The organism is Galactobacter valiniphilus (genome assembly GCF_003575975.1).
GTDB classification, from domain to species: Bacteria; Actinomycetota; Actinomycetes; order Actinomycetales; family Micrococcaceae; genus Galactobacter; species Galactobacter valiniphilus.
Genome location: NZ_QQXK01000011.1, coordinates 87016 through 105312 on the forward strand (window position 1 = coordinate 87016; position 18297 = coordinate 105312).

At 70.1% G+C, this 18297-nt stretch carries 22 protein-coding genes; 10 read left to right on the forward strand and 12 right to left on the reverse strand.

Annotation, left to right across the window (positions count from 1 at the left end):
* The first annotated feature begins 20 nt into the window (after window positions 1-20).
* Entirely contained in the window at window positions 21-1262 is a 1242-nt protein-coding gene (locus DWB68_RS07165) for a Fic family protein (protein ID WP_119424463.1), read from the forward strand.
* A 10-nt stretch (window positions 1263-1272) separates the two neighbouring features.
* Here the strand turns inward: DWB68_RS07165 and DWB68_RS07170 are convergent, their stop codons facing one another.
* Both DWB68_RS07170 and DWB68_RS07175 read right to left on the reverse strand, forming a co-directional pair.
* Complete coding sequence (locus DWB68_RS07170) at window positions 1273-1491, reverse strand: hypothetical protein (protein ID WP_119424464.1); 219 nt, start codon at window positions 1489-1491, stop codon at window positions 1273-1275.
* A 101-nt stretch (window positions 1492-1592) separates the two neighbouring features.
* Window positions 1593-1796 carry a cold-shock protein gene (locus DWB68_RS07175; protein ID WP_119424465.1) on the reverse strand — a complete coding sequence of 68 codons (204 nt, stop codon included), beginning with the start codon at window positions 1794-1796 and terminating at the stop codon, window positions 1593-1595.
* A 538-nt stretch (window positions 1797-2334) separates the two neighbouring features.
* Between DWB68_RS07175 and DWB68_RS07180 the strand changes: the two genes are divergently transcribed.
* Complete coding sequence (locus DWB68_RS07180) at window positions 2335-3561, forward strand: MFS transporter (protein WP_233548663.1); 1227 nt, start codon at window positions 2335-2337, stop codon at window positions 3559-3561.
* A gap of 85 nt (window positions 3562-3646) precedes the next feature.
* Here the strand turns inward: DWB68_RS07180 and DWB68_RS07185 are convergent, their stop codons facing one another.
* Both DWB68_RS07185 and DWB68_RS07190 read right to left on the reverse strand, forming a co-directional pair.
* Complete coding sequence (locus DWB68_RS07185) at window positions 3647-3961, reverse strand: FCD domain-containing protein (protein ID WP_325048551.1); 315 nt, start codon at window positions 3959-3961, stop codon at window positions 3647-3649.
* A 9-nt stretch (window positions 3962-3970) separates the two neighbouring features.
* Window positions 3971-4402 (reverse strand): GntR family transcriptional regulator, encoded by a 432-nt coding sequence (locus DWB68_RS07190; protein WP_119424468.1) that lies wholly within the window; start codon window positions 4400-4402, stop codon window positions 3971-3973.
* A 193-nt stretch (window positions 4403-4595) separates the two neighbouring features.
* On the opposite strand from DWB68_RS07190, the gene DWB68_RS07195 reads away from it, so the two are divergent.
* The 3 genes from DWB68_RS07195 (at window position 4596) to DWB68_RS07205 (ending at window position 7401) form a co-directional block, all read left to right on the forward strand.
* The gene (locus DWB68_RS07195) at window positions 4596-5381 is read left to right on the forward strand and encodes a GTP pyrophosphokinase (protein WP_119424469.1); all 786 of its coding nucleotides are present in this window, start codon (window positions 4596-4598) and stop codon (window positions 5379-5381) included.
* Between the two features lie 263 nt (window positions 5382-5644).
* Entirely contained in the window at window positions 5645-6751 is a 1107-nt protein-coding gene (gene rsgA, locus DWB68_RS07200) for a ribosome small subunit-dependent GTPase A (RefSeq protein WP_119424470.1), read from the forward strand.
* Window positions 6748-7401, forward strand: coding sequence for a GNAT family N-acetyltransferase (locus DWB68_RS07205; protein ID WP_233548664.1), 654 nt, complete (start codon window positions 6748-6750; stop codon window positions 7399-7401). The genes rsgA and DWB68_RS07205 overlap by 4 nt, the downstream gene beginning before the upstream one ends.
* Here DWB68_RS07205 and DWB68_RS07210 read toward each other — a convergent pair.
* Window positions 7382-7612, reverse strand: coding sequence for a hypothetical protein (locus DWB68_RS07210; protein WP_119424471.1), 231 nt, complete (start codon window positions 7610-7612; stop codon window positions 7382-7384). The genes DWB68_RS07205 and DWB68_RS07210 overlap by 20 nt on opposite strands.
* A gap of 25 nt (window positions 7613-7637) precedes the next feature.
* Here DWB68_RS07210 and DWB68_RS07215 point away from each other — a divergent pair, with 25 nt between their 5' ends.
* Complete coding sequence (locus tag DWB68_RS07215) at window positions 7638-8186, forward strand: CGNR zinc finger domain-containing protein (protein ID WP_119424472.1); 549 nt, start codon at window positions 7638-7640, stop codon at window positions 8184-8186.
* A 32-nt stretch (window positions 8187-8218) separates the two neighbouring features.
* Here DWB68_RS07215 and DWB68_RS07220 read toward each other — a convergent pair whose 3' ends face one another.
* Together DWB68_RS07220 and DWB68_RS07225 are read right to left on the reverse strand one after the other, a co-directional pair.
* A complete protein-coding gene (locus tag DWB68_RS07220) occupies window positions 8219-8707 on the reverse strand; it encodes a hypothetical protein (protein WP_147391615.1) in 489 nt (162 codons plus the stop codon).
* Between the two features lie 218 nt (window positions 8708-8925).
* Window positions 8926-9456 carry a GNAT family N-acetyltransferase gene (locus DWB68_RS07225; RefSeq protein WP_119424474.1) on the reverse strand — a complete coding sequence of 177 codons (531 nt, stop codon included), beginning with the start codon at window positions 9454-9456 and terminating at the stop codon, window positions 8926-8928.
* 189 nt (window positions 9457-9645) lie between these two features.
* Between DWB68_RS07225 and DWB68_RS07230 the strand changes: the two genes are divergently transcribed.
* Window positions 9646-10938 (forward strand): amidohydrolase family protein, encoded by a 1293-nt coding sequence (locus DWB68_RS07230; RefSeq protein WP_119424475.1) that lies wholly within the window; start codon window positions 9646-9648, stop codon window positions 10936-10938.
* A gap of 112 nt (window positions 10939-11050) precedes the next feature.
* On the opposite strand, the gene DWB68_RS07235 is transcribed toward DWB68_RS07230, so the two are convergent.
* The 3 genes from DWB68_RS07235 to DWB68_RS07245 form a co-directional block, all read right to left on the reverse strand.
* Window positions 11051-11710 carry a GntR family transcriptional regulator gene (locus tag DWB68_RS07235; RefSeq protein WP_119424476.1) on the reverse strand — a complete coding sequence of 220 codons (660 nt, stop codon included), beginning with the start codon at window positions 11708-11710 and terminating at the stop codon, window positions 11051-11053.
* Window positions 11711-11874: 164 nt separating this feature from the next.
* Window positions 11875-12459 carry a DNA-3-methyladenine glycosylase gene (locus DWB68_RS07240; RefSeq protein ID WP_119424477.1) on the reverse strand — a complete coding sequence of 195 codons (585 nt, stop codon included), beginning with the start codon at window positions 12457-12459 and terminating at the stop codon, window positions 11875-11877.
* 56 nt (window positions 12460-12515) lie between these two features.
* Entirely contained in the window at window positions 12516-13400 is an 885-nt protein-coding gene (locus tag DWB68_RS07245) for an EamA family transporter (protein WP_119424478.1), read from the reverse strand.
* A gap of 93 nt (window positions 13401-13493) precedes the next feature.
* Between DWB68_RS07245 and DWB68_RS07250 the strand changes: the two genes are divergently transcribed.
* Window positions 13494-14177, forward strand: a complete 684-nt coding sequence (locus DWB68_RS07250) for a hypothetical protein (RefSeq protein WP_119424479.1) — start codon at window positions 13494-13496, stop codon at window positions 14175-14177.
* A gap of 82 nt (window positions 14178-14259) precedes the next feature.
* Here the strand turns inward: DWB68_RS07250 and DWB68_RS07255 are convergent, their stop codons facing one another.
* A complete protein-coding gene (locus tag DWB68_RS07255) occupies window positions 14260-14484 on the reverse strand; it encodes a CsbD family protein (RefSeq protein ID WP_119424480.1) in 225 nt (74 codons plus the stop codon).
* A gap of 59 nt (window positions 14485-14543) precedes the next feature.
* Window positions 14544-14807 carry a GlsB/YeaQ/YmgE family stress response membrane protein gene (locus DWB68_RS07260; protein WP_119424481.1) on the reverse strand — a complete coding sequence of 88 codons (264 nt, stop codon included), beginning with the start codon at window positions 14805-14807 and terminating at the stop codon, window positions 14544-14546.
* Between the two features lie 210 nt (window positions 14808-15017).
* Here DWB68_RS07260 and DWB68_RS07265 point away from each other — a divergent pair, with 210 nt between their 5' ends.
* Together DWB68_RS07265 and DWB68_RS07270 are read left to right on the forward strand one after the other, a co-directional pair.
* Window positions 15018-17093: an McrB family protein gene (locus tag DWB68_RS07265; RefSeq protein ID WP_199700402.1), complete on the forward strand. Its 2076-nt coding sequence runs from the start codon at window positions 15018-15020 to the stop codon at window positions 17091-17093.
* 1 nt (window position 17094) lies between these two features.
* On the forward strand, window positions 17095-18219 hold the full coding sequence (locus DWB68_RS07270; RefSeq protein ID WP_158588236.1) for a 5-methylcytosine restriction system specificity protein McrC: 1125 nt from the start codon (window positions 17095-17097) through the stop codon (window positions 18217-18219).
* Window positions 18220-18297: the final 78 nt, after the last annotated feature.

Sequence of the window (18297 nt, forward strand, 5' to 3'; positions counted from 1 at the left end):
CCCCTACGCAAGGTTGTCTCATGGCCTGGCCCGCGCACCGTTCGACGCCGCAGAGCTGGTCATCCACCGCGCGCGGCCCGCGCGAGGACCGGATGTTCACCCAGTTCGAAGCATCCCTCCCGCCAAAGATCGCCGGACTGGAGTGGATCGCGCCCGCAGATTCCGCCGGCTTGCTTGAACGCGCCGCCGTGGAGTTGGCGCGTCTCGACGTGGTGGCGGGACAGATCCTCTCCCCCCTCAGCAGTTTCCTGCTGCGCAACGAGGCGCAGTCCTCCTCGAAGATCGAGCGTGTTTTCACGTCCCAAGACGAATTGGCCAAGGCAGCCCTTGGTCTCAAGTCGAGCGCCGGAGCGACGGAAACGCTCGCGGCCGCAGAGGCCATCGAGGACCTCATCGCCTCGTCGTCCACCGGTAATCCGGCCAGTGCCCCTGCCCTGAACAGCGCGCATCACCGCCTCATGCGTCACGATCTTCTGGATGCCAAACATGCCGGCGCGTGGCGCACCATGCAGAACTGGATCGGCGGATCAGACCACTCGCCCCGCGGAGCGGTCCACGTTCCGCCCCCGGCCGAGGACGTGGCCGACTACATGGCTGACCTTGAGGCCTTCGTGGCGCGCAGTGATCTTCCGGCCCTGGCACAAGCGGCCCTGGCCCACGCCCAGTTCGAGTCCATCCACCCGTACACCGATGGCAACGGGCGCATCGGCCGAGCCCTCATCAACGCCATCCTCCGCAAGCGCGGCATCACGGTCTCGACCATCGTTCCCGTCGCTTCAGCCTTTGCCGCGAAGCGGGAGTGGTACTTCGCCCTCGTGAACGAGTATCGCACCGGCGACGTGGATCTCTTTGTGGACTTCCTTGCAGCAAGCGCGCTCCTGGCCGCGTCCGAGGCGCTCGTCTCCGCTGATCGCCTGCGGCAACTGCCGGAGGTTTGGACGGCAGCGGCCCCGAGCCGTGCCGGTAGCGCGGCATCAACACTCGTGGGTTCCTTGCTTGCGCACCCTCTGGTCACGGCGGAATCGGCTGCACGCATCGCTGGAGTCAGCGACCTCGCGGCACGCACGGCCATCTCGACTCTGGAGCGTGCCGGGGTTCTGCGTTCCATCAGCGACCGCAAACGAGACCGGGCCTGGGCCGCGGGAGACGTCCTCGATGAGGCAGAGTCACTCGTTGGGCGCATCGCGGAGCAACCCCAACGGCTCCTCACGCCCCGCGTGGAGACGTTTCTCAAGACACAGGGTCTTCTCGCGACCAGCTAGGCCGCGGCTCTCAGGTCCTTCTCCACCTCGGGTCGCGCCCAGCGAAGGCCCGCGAATGCATCCACGTCGCCAGCCAGAACAATCCGGCAACGGGCACCAAGAACACCACGTCCGTCAGGCGCGGCGGCAACCCGCGGGAGGCCAGCCACTCGTTGTGCTCGGCCTCCTCTTGCTGCTGCGCACGCAGGCGCTCGGCGTACGCCGCCCTCCACTCCCGCCTGCTCACCATGACCTCACCATGGACAGGGAGTCTAAAGCGCCCCGGGTACGCCAAAGGCGGGCCACGCAGTGCGTGACCCGCCCTTGAATCGGCTCAAAGAGCCGAAAGACTCAGAGGCCGCGGATGTCGGCAGCCTGCAGGCCCTTGGGGCCTTCGACGACCTCGAACTCCACGTGCTGGCCCTCCTCCAGGTTGCGGTGACCCGAGCCCTGGATGGCGGAGAAGTGAGCGAAGACGTCGGCGGAACCGTCGTCAGGAGCGATGAAGCCGAAGCCCTTCTCGGAGTTGAACCACTTGACGATGCCGGTAGCCATAATTGCTTCCTTCTGTGTTGCCGGTCGCGAACGCGACCAAGTCCCCATCGACGTTTTCGATGAGGGCGGTGTGTGGGATGCATCCACGCGCTGAACCGCCACTCCGGGCTTCACTCGTTTCGAGGAAAGTCTCCGGAGCGCGGTGTTCATCACCGGTGCCGTGCGCCCGGTGGAGCTGCCCGGCCGGTGCGGCCGGGGCGAGTGCGTTGATGATGCAAATCGATTCATTCGGCGGTTCCGCCGCGAGGCGAAACCGGTTTTCCGCGGGGTGTTCCCCGCTGCCTCCGTGGCGTCCAGGTCCCCCCTGACGTCTCGGTGCACTTGCCAATCTACCAACTGATCGCCCACATGCGTAGCGCGCGGACACAATCTTCTCCACAACTTCAGCGGCCCGGGGCCGCGGCCGGGCCGCCTCAGGCGCCCATGCGCCTCACCCGAGCCACCCCCAGGCGGCCGGCCACGCGCCGTCGTGCATTCGCCGCCACCCGCCCCCAAGCGCCAAGATGGCAAGGTGAGTCAACGGCCGTCGTCGAAACCAGTGAAGTTTGCCGCCCTCAGGGACAAGCTCACCCGCCCGTACCTTTTTGGCGCCGGGCTGAGCATGATGGCCGACAACATCGAGCACGTCATCACCTACTGGGTGCTCTGGCAGACCTTCCATTCCCCCGTGCTGACGGGCTTCCAGGTCATCTCGCACTGGCTGCCGTTCCTGCTACTCTCCGTGCCGTTCGGCGCGCTGGCCGAGCGCTACGACAACCGCAAGCTCATCCAGATCGCCCAGGGCCTCTTCATGCTCGTCTCCCTCGCGTGGGGCGTCCTGTTCATGACCGGCACGCTCGAGCTCTGGCACGCCTGCGTGTTCCTGGTCCTCCACGGCTGCGCCGGCGCCCTCTGGGCCCCGGCCGAGCAGATGATGCTGCACGACTACGCCGAGCCGCAGGACCTCCCCGGCGCCGTCCGCCTCAACGCAACGTTCCGCAACCTCGGCATGCTCGCTGGCCCCATTGTCGGCTCGTTCCTGCTCTGGTTCCTCGGCCCGGCGTGGGGCATCCTCGCGAACATCCTGTTCTACCTGCCCATGACGATCTTCATGGCCCGCACCCCGTACACGGGCCACACGCGCAGCGGCTTCACGCTCGCCAAGCGCCCGGGCTTCGGCGAGATGTTCGGCGTCATCCGCTCCGTGGCGCACGACAAGGTGTTGCTCGGCATGATCCTCATCTCCGGCCTCGCGGCCCTGTGCATCGGCGGCTCGCTGCAGGTCTCCATCCCCGACTTCGCGACGACGCTCGGAGCGGGAGACAAGGGAGGCATCGGCTACGGCCTGCTCCTCTTCGCCAACGGCGTGGGCGGCGTGGTGGGCGGGCTGCTGCTCGAGGCCACGGGCTGGGTCCGCCCCTCCGCGAAGGCCGCCGTCATCGCCACCGTGCTCTTCGGCGCCACGACCGTCACCGTGGCGCTCTCCACCTCCTACCTCGTGGCGGTCGCGGCGCTGGTGATCGGCGGCGTCGCGGCCCTGACGTCCTCCACCATCGGTCAGGCGCTGGTCCAGCTGCGCGCCAAGACCGAGGAGCGCGGCCGCGTGGTGGGCGTCTACAACATGTTCGGCTCCGGGCTGCGCACGGGCAACGGCGTGACGCTGGCCGTGCTGGGCTCGCTGCTCGGCATCGGCTGGGCCGTGGCCTGGGGCGGCATCGCCCTCGTGATCGGAGCCCTCATCATCTGGGCCGTCATGGCCCGCCAGCTGCGCACCCCGGCGGCCTGAGCGCGCCGATTCAGGCGGCGGACAGCAGGGAGGGCCCGCCTCAGGCGGGCCCTCCCTGTCTACTTCACTGCACGACGTCGGGTGCTTAGACCGCGTGCACGCTCACCGACGGCGCGGGGCCGGGTTCCGCGGCCAGGGCCGGGGCGACACCGGCAACATCGCGCAGATCCTCGGCGATGGGCCCCGCGTGCAGCTCGGCCGTGAGGCATTCGCCGTCCATGATGGCGCGGGCCACGTCCAGGTGCGCCTGGGCGAGCGGTTCGCTCTGCTTGAACGGCGCGATCCCCTGCCGACCGCGCTCGCGGGCGGTCTCGCGCACCAAGGCCCCGAAGGACGCGAAGAAGCTGTTCCCGCTGTAGCGCAGCAGGAGCATGTGGAACTCGGCGTCGGCCTCCAGCAGCTCGCGCGGCTAGGCCGCGGCGCGGTCGGTGACCATGAACTCGCCAAGTTCCATGAGGCGCTGACGCACATGCAGCGGCGCGTGCAGGGCAGCCCCGGCCGCTGCGAGCGGCTCCACCCCGGCGCGCAGCATGGCCAGCTCGCCGAACTGCTGCGTGGCGTGGCGACCGGAGAGCCGCCAGCGAATCACCTTGGTGGCGCCCACGTTCCACTGATCCTGCGGGTTCACCACCACGCCGACGCTGCGCCGCGGCGTCACGAGGCCGAGGACCTCGAGTTGATGCATCACGTCCCGTGCGCTGCTGCGCGTGAGCGAGAAGCGGTCCTGCATCCCGTCGATCGTGTAGCGATAGCCCGCGGCCACGGTGCCGTCGACGATCTCGCGCCCGAGTTCGTCCAGGGCCTGCTCCTGCCGATCGGCGCGATCCCTCACGCTGCTCATATCAACCCCCTACAACGCAGCCCCCCGACGTGCGTTTCCCCCAGCCTAACCCGAAATTCCTAGCGGCGTTATAGTTCAATGCGCTTCGATTGACGACTGCCCTCCCGTCTTTGCTCAGCAGCAAAATCTGAGCCTCTCGCTCACATCTCTCGCCGAGCCCGGACCGCTAGCCTCGCGGGAGCGAAAGGACGCCATGCACAGCACTGAGGACAGCCTCTTCTCTCCCGCGCCGCACCCCAACCGACGCCCCGATGCGTTCCCCGCGACGCCCCCGGGGCCGCGCTCCGACACCCCCTCCCGCGCGCTGCGCGCTGCACTGCCGCTCTTCACCGGCACAGAGGGCCAGGAGGCCGGCGAGGAACTGCGCCGCGGGCGCCGCGAGCTGCGCCGCTTCCTCCTTGAGTACGAGTTTGGCTTGCGCGAGGTCGAGACGAAGATCGCGATCCTGCGCGAGGAATTCCTCCACATGCACTCCTACAACCCGATCGAGCACGTCTCCACGCGCGTGAAGTCGCCCGAGTCGCTCCTGGCCAAGATCCAGCGCCGCGGCGTGGGGCTGGACATGGACGCGGTCCGCCGCGAGATCACCGACATCGCCGGTGCCCGCGTGACGTGCAGCTTCACCGCGGACGTCTACCGGCTCGTCGATCTCTTCACGCGCCAGGACGACATCACGGTGCTGACGGTCAAGGACTACATCGCCGACCCCAAGCCCAGCGGCTACCAGTCGCTGCACGCCGTGGTGCAGGTTCCCGTCTTCCTCTCTTCCGGGCCGGTGCCTGTGACCGTGGAGATCCAGTTCCGCACCATCGCCATGGACTTCTGGGCAGCGCTGGAGCACAAGATCTACTACAAGTACGAGGGAAACGTTCCCGCCGGACTCGAGGCGCAGCTGACCGAAGCGGCGCACATCGCCACCGACCTCGACCGGCGCATGGAGGCCCTGCACCGCAGCGTGCACGGGGACGCGCGGGACTAGGCGACGGCTTCGGGGTCGCCCGCGCTGTGCGGCCCAGCGCCGTGTGATACGGTTTTCCCAATCGCACGGCGTCGGGCCGTGCACCAGGCCGTTGGAGGTGGGAATCGATGACTGTTTCCTTTGCCGTTGCCGAGCGCAACAAGACGACTCCTCCTCTCACCGGCCCCCTCCTTCCGCCGCAGCAGGCGTAGCGCCGCGCCCTTCAGCGCGCGGCGGCGGGCGACACCTGCCCACGGGGCCTCACACGGAAACAGGTTTTCGCGTTGAGCACTCCCTTCCTTGACCTCCCCTCCTCCGAGCCGGAGCGACTGCTCCCCTACGGGTGGAACGCTTCCCTCGCCGGCGATTTCGCCGACCTGGGACTCCCCGACCATCAACCGGCCCGCGTGCTGCGGGCCGAACGCACGGCCTGCGAGGCCATCACCCCGGACGGCATCGCCCGCGTTGACCTCGTGGGCGCCCACTCCGCCAACCAGGCCTCACCCACCACGGGCGATTGGATCGCCGTGACACCCCCGGAGCCTGGCCAGGCCCGACGCCTCGCGGCCCTCCTTCCCCGCCGCACCGAGCTGCACCGAGGCGGCAGCGGTGGCGCCTCGCGCGTGCAGGTGCTCGCCGCCAATGTGGACACGGTGTTTGTCGCCGTCTCCTTGTCCTCGGCCCTGCGGCACGCCCGCACCGAGCGCTTCCTCTCGCTCGCTTGGTCCTCCGGCGCCACACCCGTGCTGGTCGCGACCAAGGCCGATCTCTGCCCCGACCCCGACGCCGCGCTCGAGGAACTGCGCGAGGTGGCGCTCGGCATCGAGCTGGTCTCGACCTCCGCCGCCACGGGCGAGGGCATGGAACGCCTCCGCTCCCTCGCCGTCGGCACCGTGGCGCTGCTCGGCCCGTCCGGAGCCGGGAAGTCCACGCTCGGCAACGCGCTGCTCGGCGAGGAGCTCCTCGACACCGGCGCCATCCGCGAGGCGGATGGCCGCGGGCACCACACCACCGCGTGGCGCGAGTTGCTCCCCCTGCCGGGTGGCGGCGTCCTCCTCGACACCCCCGGCCTGCGCTCGGTGGGCATGAGCGGGGACGAGGAAGGTCTGGAGCGGACCTTCGGTGACGTCGAGGAGCTGGCCCTGGGCTGCCGCTTCGCCGATTGCGAGCACCGCACCGAGCCCGGGTGCGCCGTCCTGGCGGCGATCGACGAGGGTGCGCTGAGCGAGCGACGCCTCGCGAGCTATCGCAAGCTGCTGCGCGAGAATGCGTGGCAGGCCTCGCGCACCGATGCCCTGCTGCGGCAGGAGATCGGTGCCAAGTGGAAGTCGATGGCCAAGAGCAACCGCGCCATGAAGCGCGAGATCAAGCGAAGGGACACTGGACGATGAGCCCCTCAACGCCGCAGCAGTGGCTGGCCAGGCCGGAGGCCCCCGGCGAAGAAGCGGCCGTGTTTGCCGTCAACGCTGCGGCCTTTCCTGCCGAGGACGAGGCGCGACTCGTGGACGCACTGCGGGCGGATGCCGATGCCTGGATCCCGGGGCTCTCCACCGTGACGCTGGACGGCGCGGGCCGCGTGGTGGGCCACGCCCTGCTCACCCGCTGCACGGTGGGCGGCGAGCCGGCGCTCGCCCTGGCGCCGTGCGCCGTGCTCCCTGAGGTGCAGGGGCGTGGGACCGGATCCGCCGCGATCCGCGCGGGCCTGGACGCCGCGCGGGCTCGGGTAGCCGAGGGCGGCGAGAACCTCGTGGTGGTGCTCGGCCACGCCGCCTACTACCCGCGCTCGGCTTCACGCCGGCCTCCGGCTGGGGCGTCACCGGACCCTTCGAGGTGCCGGATGACCACTTCCTGGCGCTCGCGCTGGACCCCAAACGCCCGACGCCGCGCGGGGAGATCGCGTACCCGGCCGCCTTTGGCGTGTAGCCGGGGACGGCACCCGTCCGCCGCCCCGCCGCTAGAGGCGGCGGACGCGGCGTCGTGCCGTGGGCCGGGCCCGGCCGAACCGCCAGGACGGGCTCCGCTTAGTGCGGCGGGGCGATGACGCGGCTCAGCGCCGAGCGGTCCGCCCGCGCCGGGCCGAGCCGCTCGGCGCGCCAGGACCCGCACCCCTCGCAGCGAACGTAGGCGAGCCAGCCCTCCCAGGTGGCGTGGCGGGAGACGACACTCCAGCCGTGCTGGTGCTCGGGGGCTCCGGCCGGGCGGGCGGCCGGCGCGGTCTCGGTGGTGGCGATCTGAGCTGTGGTGGTGTTCATGTCACCAGGCTGATGTAATGCCATTATGCAACTCAACCCTTACGGTGAATACGCGGTGCTGCTCGCCGCCTCGCTCGCCAACGAGTGGCCGGCCGACCGTGCAGGGATCGAGGCCAGGACGCGCGAGTTCGGGATGACGATGACCTTCCCCGAGGGTCCCGACGACCACGCCCGCGTCAGCGAGGTGGTCCAGGAGTGGGCGGCGGTGGTCGACGCGCCGCCCGGCGCCGAGCGCGCCGAGCTGCTCAACGAGATCATGGCCTCGGCGGCGGCCTTCCCCCGACTCACCGATCACGACGGCGAGGGCTGGCACCTGCACTACCGGGACGTCGGGATGTCCTTTGCGGCGGTGCTGCGCTCGGTCTTTGCCGTGGGCACCGCCCTGCACCTCACCACGCGGGGCATGCACCGGCTGCGCCGCTGCGCCGCGGGCGAGGCCCCGGGCGACCCCTGCGCCAACGTGGTCGTTGACGTCACGCGCAACGGGCGCCAGCGCTACTGCTCGGTGCGCTGCGCCAACCGCGACGCCGTGCGGCGCCACCGCGCAAGGCAGGCGAGCCCCGGCCGCACATGACGGCCGGGGCTCGCGGCGGGCACTGTCTCCCGCTAGACCTCGTACTTGAGCTTGAGCAGCTCCACGAACTCCTCGAAGGTGCCGGCGACATCGACGCCCTCGTCGATGACCTGCTTGAGGCCCTGGGAGCCCTCGATCAGGCCGAGCGTTGCCAGGGCCATGCGGCGCGGGTCGAGCTCCGGACGCATGACGCCGTCCTCGACGCCGCCCCTGAAGATCGATTCGAGCGCCTCGATGTTGCGGTTGCGCAGCTCGTCCAGGATCTCGTGCGCCGGGTGCTCGGGGTCCGCCGCCTCCACGCGCAGCCGGACGAACATGCTGACCGCGCCGCGCTTGGGCTCGAGGTCGCGCATGAGCGCGGCGTAGTTGCCGAGCCCCACCCAGCCGCGGCCGTCGTTGCCGGAGAAGAACTGCTGATCGGCCTCGGCGAACAGCCAGGACATCGCCGCTGCGGCGAGCACATCGGCCGAGGGGAACAGCTCCCCCAGCTGCTCCTCCGTGAGGCGCACGGCCTTGGCCATCGCCGGGAACGAGAAATCGGGGATGCCCCCGCCCTTCAAGTGACGGGCAACGGCGGTAATGGCGCGGGCCCGGGGCGTGAGGGCCGGGGCGCCCATCAGGCCGTTCGGAACTCCGGAACCTGCACTACTGGGGGGTCATGAGCACCATAGTAAAGGGCCGAGAACTCCTTTACTATCCCCGGAGTCGCGTGGCAACCCGGCGGTGACGACGGCAGCGATCAGCGCACCGGCAGCGGCGGCCCCTCCGGGAAATCCCCGCGCGTGAGGTCGAGAAACAGGGCGTCCTCGAGGTGGCCCGCGGGGCGGCGCTGGTAGTCGCGCAGCACGCCGATGCGGCGGAAGCCGAGGCGCTCGTAGCTGCGAATCGCGCCGTCGTTGTTGATATTCGGGTCCAGCGTGACGCGCGTGATCCCCCTGGCGAACTCTGCGCGGATGGCGAGGGCGAGTGCCTCCTCGCCGATCCGGTGCCCGCGGAACGCCGTACCGATGAAGAGGTGCATGACCGTGGTGGGGTACTCGGGGTCTTCGTTCGGCAGCACAAACATGGCGCCGGCGCAGCCGCCCTCCACCTCGATGATGCGCACCACCTGGGGCTCCTCGAGGAAGTCGGCGCGCACGCGCGGTTCGTCGTAGCCGACCCACCACTCGCTCACCTCCGGCTCCGCGAGGATGCGGACCAGCGGAGCGACGTCCTCCTCCCGCGGCGCGCGCAGGGTCACGAGGGGGCCGATCAGGGGAAGCTCGCTCATGCCCTCACGCTAGCTGGCCTGGCTGGCGCCAGCCAGGGTTCGGGCGAACGCAGTTCGCATCCGGGAATCGACGGGCGATCGTCGTTTCGACGATCTCCTGTCGGTGTCCGGATCTCGAGTGGGCGCCGCGCCCGCGCGCGAGCGGACCCACCCCTGGGCGCCAGATCATATTTGGGACACCATTTGCGCATGACCGAGCCACGCACCTGGACCCTCAGCAACGTCCGCCCGCTGGGCGGCGAGCCCGTCGACCTGCTCCTCGAGGACGGCCTCATCGCCGCCATCACGCCGCACGCGGCGGAGCACGCCTCAGCGCACGACGACGCCCTGCCGGGCTCCCAGCCCCGGCCCGCCCCGGGCGGGGCGACGGCGGGAGGCGAGCGGGCGTCGTCGGGGATCGGCGCGGAGCACGCCGTGGTGGATGGCCGCGGGCTGCTGGCCCTGCCCGGCCTCATCAACGCCCACGCCCACGTGGACAAGTCGTGGTGGGGGCGCGGCTGGGTGAGTTACGGCGGCGAGGGAACCACCCAGGGGCGCATCGCCCACGAGCGCGAGCACCGCGCGGGCCTCGGCATCCCCTCCGAGTCGGGTGCGCGCACCATCCTGGAGGAGTTCCTGCGCCACGGCACCACCGCCACCCGCTCGCACGTTGACGTGGATCTGGGGGTGGGGCTGAGCGGACTGGAGCACGTGCGCGCCGCGGCCGAGTCCCTGGGCGGGGCCGTCGAGGTGGAGCTCGTCGCGTTCCCGCAGGACGGCGTGCTGCGCCGCCCCGGCGTGGTGAAGCTGCTCGAGGAGGCGGCCCAGCTCGGCGTCGCGAGCATCGGCGGCCTGGATCCGGCCGGGATCGACCGCGATCCCGTGGGCCAGCTGGACGCCCTGTTCGACATCGTGGAGCGCACGGGCGTGGGCCTGGACCTTCACCTGCACGATCCGCGCGAGCTCGGCGCCTTCCAGATCGAGCTCATCGCCGAGCGGACCGTCGCCGCCGGCGCGCAGGGCCGCGTCAACGTGGCGCACGGCTTCGCCCTGGGCGAGCTCGCGCCGGGCGCGCAGGAGGAGCTGCTCGGCAAGGTGGCCGAGGCCGGCGTCAGCTGGTCCACCGTGGCCCCCGTGCGCAGTGCTCCCCTGCCCTGGCGACGCATGGGCGAGCTCGGCGTGGGGATCGGCCTGGGGACCGACGGCATCCGCGACCTTTGGAACCCCTTCGGCGACGGCGATCTGCTCAAGATCGCCCTGCAGTTCGCGCGAGTGAACGGCCTGCACACCGACGAGGATCTGGCCTACGCCGTGAAGCTCGCGAGCACGCTCGCCGCGCCGTTCGTGCACCGCCACGCGCACGGCCTCGAGGTGGGCGCGCGGGCCGATGTGGTGCTGGTCGACGCGCTCAACGTGCAGGACGCCCTGGTGCGCACGCCCGTGCGCGAGCTCGTGGTGGCCGGCGGCCGCGTCGTCGCGCAGCGCGGCGAGCTGCTCGTCTGAGCCGCTCTCCGCGCCCCGGCGCTGCATGCGGTGAAGCCTCGCTGGGCGGGGCGGCGGGACGCCCAGCCTGCGGTGAAGCCGCGCTGGGCGGCGGCCACACGCCGTCGGGCGTTTAGGCCGTGACGTATGCGGCGCGCCCGTGCTCCTCGGCGCGGCGCGCGCTGGAGACGAGGTGCTCCTCGGCGAGCGCGCGGGCGCGCTCGGGATCGCCCGCCTCGATCGCGGCGTAGAGCTCCTCGTGCTCGTCGGTGACGGCGAGCAGATCGTCGTGCTGCGAGAGCATCCAGCGCAGGCGCGAGGCCAGGAGGGCACCGACCTCACCGACGAGCCCGTTGGGGCTCAGCTCCAGCGCCACGGTGTGGAAGGCCGCCGCCTCGCGGTGGGAGGCCGCAACATCGCCGCGGCTGGCCGCCTCGGCGTGCCGGGCGAGGATGGCTCGCAGGCGCTTGAGGTCCTCGGCCGTGCGGGTCGCCGCGAGCCCAGCGAAGGCGAGCGGCTCGAGGGCCGCGCGCACCTGCTGCAGGTCGTCGATGTCCTGTTCGGAGAATTCGCGGACCACGGCCCACGTGCGCGGGCGGGGCGTCACGAGCCCCTCGTTGGTCAGCGCGCGCAGGGCCTCGCGGATGGGCAGGCGGGAGACGCCGAGTTCCGCCGCGAGGTCACGCTCCACGAGGCGCGATCCCGGCAGCCGTTCGCCGTCGACGATCTGATCGCGCAGCGTGGCCGCCGCGCGCTCGGCCTCGGACTCGGCGGCGCCCCCAGTGGTTTTCATGGATGCATCCTTCCACGGTGGAACTCTTCGGCGGGACGCGCCGCGCAGGATGCGCATCCGTGCACAGGGAGCGCGCCCGACCGCGGAGACACCGCCGCCGGAAGCCTGAGCGGGGTCGGGAGCGGGACCCAGCGGGCGGCACCGCGGGCCTGCTGGGGGCGTGGCTAGCGCGCCACGGGACGCGCGCGCACGGAGACGTAGCCGGAGTCTCGGTCGTAGAAGCGCCGCGGCAGCTCGGCCGCCTTGGTGATGCCGATCCGGGTTGTCACCACCACCCGTTCTTCCCCCAGCGGCGGGCGGCGGAGGAGACGTAAGGGCGCCAGCGCGACGTCGTGCCCCGACAGGCCCAGGTCGATGGCGAGTGCCTGTCCCAGCTTGCCCGGGCCGTTGGTGAGCGCAACGCCGCCCCGGCCGCGCAGAAGGGCCATAGTGTCCCGCCCCTCGAGCGGTTCTGCCGCGCGGATCAGCACGCCCTCCCCCACGCCCTCGCGCCCCACCACGATGTTGAGGCACGAGTGGATCCCGTAGCTGAGGTAGACGTAGGCGTGGCCGGGCCCCAGGAACATGGCCTCATTCCGGGCGGTGCGCCCGCTGAAGGTGTGACTCGCGGGGTCGTCCTGGCTGTAGGCCTCGGTCTCAACGATGCGCACGCGCAGCGTCTCCGGGCCCAGCGTGCGCTCGAGCTCGCAGCCAAGCAGCCTCCGCGCGGCCTCCTCGACGGGCAGGCCTAGCCACGAAAAGTCGTCCATGCGGCCAGCGTAGGACGGGCCAGGGCTCGGCTCGCGGAGGCGGTGCTCTCCCCGCGTCAGCCCAGCGCCAGCAGCGCGCACCCCAGTAGCGCCGCCGCGAGGCCCACGAGGTGCACGCGCGTGAGCTTCTCCTTGAGGACGAGCCACCCGAGCACCGTGGTCGTCACGGGATACATCGACACCGCCACGCCCACAGCCGCGAGCGGGCCGATCCACAGGGCCGCCATGAGCAGGAGGTTCGCGAGGCCAAACAGCACGCCTGCCGTGATCGCTTGACCGGCGGCGAGCGCCGAGCGCGGGGCCCCCGGATGGCTCAGCCCGGCCCGCTGCAACGCGCCGGAGAGCCCTCGGCTGCGCGTGATCCACAGCGCCAGGCCGCCCAGGAGCAAGAGGCCAACGCTCATCTCGACGAGCGGCAGGACGGCGCCGGACTCCTCCGGCGCGAGGTTCATGAAGACCACCGTGAGGCCGAAGCCCAGCCCGCCGACCAGCGCCAGCAAGAGGTTGAGCGCGCTCGCCCGCCCCTCGCCGCGCTCGGCCAGGCCGATCACCACGCCGCCCAGTACGGCCACCGCCACGCCGATCCAGCCCAGCCAGCCCAGGCCGCCGTGACCGATCGCGAGCGCCACACCCACGGGCACCAGCGCCTCGGTCGCGCCGACGACCGCCGTGACCGGCCCCATGGGCGCCGTCGCGAGCGCGCCGAAGAAGGCGAGGTAACCGACCACGCAGGCCACTCCTGCGGCCACGCCGGAGAGCACCGCCGTGGCAGACCACGCGCCGCCCTGCACCATCACGGCGAGGGCCGAGATCAGCACGGCGCCCACAAACGTCCAGACCGTGGCGCGCAGCGCGCTCGAGCGGCGGGTCGCGAGCCCGCCCACAAAGTCTGAGCCACCCCAGGCGACGGAGGCGGCAAGAGCGAGAAGGACACCGAACATGCGCCAAGACTAGGGGCGCATCCCCGGGCATTGACCGCGCGTGACGCGCTGGGCGAGGGTGGAAGACCCCACCCCGAACCCCCAGGAGTCCCCATGCTTCCCCCCACCTCCCTCCGCGGCACACATCGGGCGGTCGCCGGCCTGGGCCTGGCCGTGGCGCTGAGCCTGAGCGCCTGTTCAGGCACGACGGCGGGTGCTCCCGCCCCAGCGCAGCCCTCCGTTGGAGCGGCGGACGCCTCGGGCGCGGCCTCCGGTGCGGTCTCCGGCTCGGCGCCGGGTGGTGCCGGCACCAGCCCCGGCGGTTCCACAGGCGCGGACGCGGGCAGCGCCACTGGCGGGGCCGCCCAGGCCAGCGACGCGCCAGCGGCGACGTCGAGCGGGACGCCGGCCGCGCCGTCGTCCACTGGGTCCTCAGCCGAGGCCCACGGCGCCCCGGCCGCCCGGGCCGTGGCGGACTTCCAGGCCTGGGTGGCCGCGGTCAACGCCGGGAACGCGGCCAAGGCCTGCCGCTACTTGGGCGCCAAGCAGGCGCAGAAGATGGTGGACGAGCTCGCGGCGGGCGGCGCGGACGTGCGCGATTGCGCGGGGATGATCACCCTGACGTCGCGGCTCTACGCCGCAGCGGGGCACGCGATGGTCGCCGAGGTCGAGGTGCGCCGGGCCGGCCCCGCGGCGGTGACGCTGTGGGTGGACTACGACGGCGATTGCGGGCTCGTGGTGATGGAGCCGGGCAACGGCCACTGGGTCATCAACGAGCAATCGCAGGAGCAGTGCTGACGGCGCGCGGCGCCGGTTTCACGCGACGAGGGGCGGGACCGGTTGGTCCCGCCCCTCGCTCTGTGGCCCTCGGGCCGGTGGATTATTTGTCGCCGTTGAGGAGGTCGTTGGCCTTGTCCTTGACCTGGTGACCCACCTCGGCGGCCTTGTCCTTGACGGCCTCGGCGGCTTGCGCGGCCTCGGCCTTGGCCTGCTTGGCCTCGCCCTCCGCCTCGACCTTTTCGTTGCCGGTGACCTTGCCGAAGGCCTCCTGGGCCTGTCCGGCGAGCTTGTCTGCCTGGTTCTTGATCTTGTCTCCGAGCCCCATGCGGTTCCCTTCCGTTGTGCTGATCTTTCAGGTTGCCCGCGGCGTGTACCGCGGGAGATTCAGGCGTTCTGGCGCTTCCCCGTGAAGAGGGAAACGACCCAGACGACGATGACCGAGCCGACGATGGCCGCGATCCACGTGCCGATGTTGAAGAACGACTCCATGGCCTTGCCGCCGAAGATCGCGCCGACAAGCCAGCCGCCCACGACACCTCCGATCAGGCCGCAGATCAGGGTGGCGATCCACCCCATGTTCTTGCCGACGATCGCCTTGCCGATGGCTCCACCAATGAAGCCGATGATGATCCATGCAATGAAGCCCATCTCGATCCCTCCTGGTCGGTTGTCGTTCCGCTCCCTGGGAAGGGTTCATCCCCGGGGGCGGGCGTGCTTCGACCGTAGCCCTGTTTTGCCCCGGTGGCGCTGGATTGGCAGGTGGTTCCCAGGCGTCGCCCAGGTTCCGGGGTGGCGCGGGCGGCGGAACCCGAGCCGCGGATGCCGCGAGGTGTCGGACCGTGTTCATAGGATGTGAGCATGACGACGCACCGCGTGTACGACTCTCTCGACGCCGCCCTGGACGCCTTCGACATTCCCCTCGAGAATCGTCCGAGCATTCGACACGCGATGGAGGTTGTCGGTGTAGCCCGTTACGAGGGAACCGCTTCCTACATCAAGGCCATCCGCTCCTCCGAGGGCCCCACGCTGCGCATCCAGAACGGTTTCACTAACGGGTTCGCGAGCAAGGAAGAGGCGCTACAGGCAGCCGGAGACAACCAGGTCTGGGCCAGCACCGATCGCCGGGTGTGGGGCTTCAGCCACCCGCTCAATCGCGTTCGCCTGACCGAATCCGGGCCGATCTCTCACACTCAGGGCATGGAACGACGGGCAGGCGAGTCGACGATTATCGCCATGTCGCGCAGGCTCCTCGATTGCCTGAGGCACGGCGGTTCTGTGATCACCGACGTGGACGTGTGGACGGACGACAACGTGGACTCTCTGTTCACCTACTTCGTCGAGGCACCAGACACCAGCGGAGCGAGCTTCATGGAGAAGCTGCGTACTCAACTGACTCCCGCCCCAGCAGGGGCCATCGTGCTTTTCGCAGAGCTCTTGCTGCTGGACCTCCTGCCGCTGGCCAATCTCACGCCGGGCAAGAAACGCGAGCTCCTCGAAGCGGTCCTCGGCTTTTCGGATAACCCGCCTGCACTCCCTGCTGACGTGCTCGAGGCGCTGGAGCACGGCGTCTTCCATGGCGGTCAGGGCTTCAACCAGCGCCGGTGGTACCACCTCGTACTTTTGCTTGAGCTGGTTCGCTGGTTCCGATCTTTGCCCGAGGTCGCGCAGGAGAAGGCGATGACCGATCCCTTCGCCTGGCGGGAGATCGTCAATAAGATTCCTGGCACCCCGGAGCCCGCCCTGCGCAACTCACTCCTGTTCCTCGGGCACCCGGAGCTGTTCCAGCCAACGGTCAACGCAGACCACAAGCGCAAGATCGCGGCGGCACTTTGCCCCATCTTCCTGCAACGCGCGGCTTCCGAGGACGTGGACCAGGATCTCTTCGATCTCGAGGCGCGGCTGACCACTGACCTCGGGCGCCTTCCCGACTTCTACCTCGACGAGGACCTCAGGGTGTTGTGGCAGGAGCCCAAGAGCGCGACCGGAGCGGAAGCCGTTCCCGCTCCAGCCGAGTCGGCCCCCGCCGCCGAACCTTCGGCCCCCGTGCGCCCGGAGTACTCGCTTACCTCGATCATCGAAGAGGGCTGTTTCCATCCCAAGGCCGAACTCGAGCTCGCTCTGAAGCGCTGGTCCGACAAGAAGAACCTCATCCTCGAGGGTGCACCCGGCACCGGAAAGACCTGGGTTGCCCGCCGGCTGGCATATGCGCTGATCGGCAGCAAGGACCCGGAGGCGGTGCGCGCGGTCCAGTTCCACCCGGGCACGTCTTACGAGGACTTCGTCCGCGGTTGGCGCCCTGGAGGCGACGGCACGCTGCGGCTCGTGGACGGCCCCCTGCTTCAGCACGCTGAGCGCGCCCGGGCTAACCCGGACGTTCCGCACGTCCTGCTCATCGAGGAGATCAACCGCGGCAACCCGGCCCAGGCTTTCGGTGAGCTCCTCACGTTGATCGAGGGAACCAAGCGCACGCCGTCGGATGCGATCGAGCTTGCCTACCACGCGGAGGACGAAGGCCCCTTCCACTTGCCGCCGAACTTCCACATCATCGGCACCATGAACATCGCGGACCGCTCGCTGGCACTCGTCGACTTTGCGCTCCGCCGGCGCTTCGCCTTCCTCCGGCTGGAGCCTCAGTTCAACGACGCATGGGAAGCCGCGCTCAACAAGCACTTCCACCAGCTCTCGACCAACACCTTGGAAACGATTCGCGCTCGCATGTCGGGGTTGAACGACTTCATCCGCACCGACTCGTCGCTGGGCGGCAGCTTCCTCGTGGGCCATTCCTTCGTCACTCCGACGCACGGCCACAGCGATCCCGTAGCGTGGTTCAAGGACGTTGCCCGGACGGACATCGGTCCCCTTTTGGACGAGTACTGGTTCGATGCGCCCGACACAGCGGGTGAGCAGCGCGAGCGCCTCGTCGAGGGCCTCTGACGTGTTCCAGGCCGGCGAAGGCAGCACAAGCATCAACGTCCGGAGCCTCTGGTTCCTGTTGGCGTATGCCTCGGATGTTCTGCCCAAACTGCGCACGGACGAACGCGAGCTCATCCACAAGGGCGAACACGACGCGGATCTGTTGGGCGCCCTCGGAACGGTGTTGCTCGCACGCACGGAGCGGCGGCTGCGCACGATGCTCTCGCGCGGGTACGTAACCCAGTCGCGTCCGCTGACGCGCGTTCGCGGCCGGGTGGATCACCTGCAGACCGCCTCCCGCCAGCTCATGAAATCCGGCCGCATCCAGTGCGTGTATGCGGAACACACGGTGGACCTTCCTCGCTACCGCTACCTGCACCAGAGCCTGCGCAAGCTCAGCGTGGCCGGGGTCGAAACGGCACTCGCCCAACGGGCCAAGCAGGCGGCGCTGACGCTGGAACGCCTGGGCGTCACGCCGATCGAGCCTTCTGCCCAGGACCTCGCCCGCGAGCCTTGGGGCCGCAGCGATGCGGAAGATAGAGACCTCGTGGCGCTGTGTCGCTTGATCCGGGACATGTGCGTCCCCGAGCACCGCTCGGGCTCCTCGTCCATGCCCGTGCTCAAGCGTGACGAGGGTGCGCTCCGCGCGCTCTTCGAGAAGGCCATCAAGGGCTACCTGACGTTCGCACTCCGCGGCCGCGGCAGCGTGCACTCACCGAAGGAGAGATGGCCCCTCGGGGATCTTCCCGGTGACGACATCGCGCGTGAGTTCTTCCCCGAACAGCGCAGCGACGTGGTCGTGGACATCGGCCAGCGCCGCATCGTCATCGAGTGCAAGTTCGGCCCGATTGAGGGCGGCACCATGTTCGATTCCTCAGGACCTCGAAAACTGAAGGCAGGCTACATCCGCCAGCTCTTCACGTACTGCCAGCTGTTTGCCTCCGGCCGCGAAACGAGCGGGGTCCTCCTGGCGGCTCGCACCGATAGCAGCACGATCCCCCCGCTTGATTTCACGCTCGCGGGCATCCCCATGAAGGTGCGGACCGTGGATCTCTCTCAGCCTCCGCTCACCATCCGCGCGGCCTTCGACGAGGTACTCCTCACGCCCAACCCGGCCGCCGAGCCGGAGATGCGACTCAGCGCCTAGATGTTCTTCCCACTGACGTTGTGGACGCGATCGATGGGTGAGAGGCCTCCGATGCCGGTGTGGGGTCGGTGATGATTG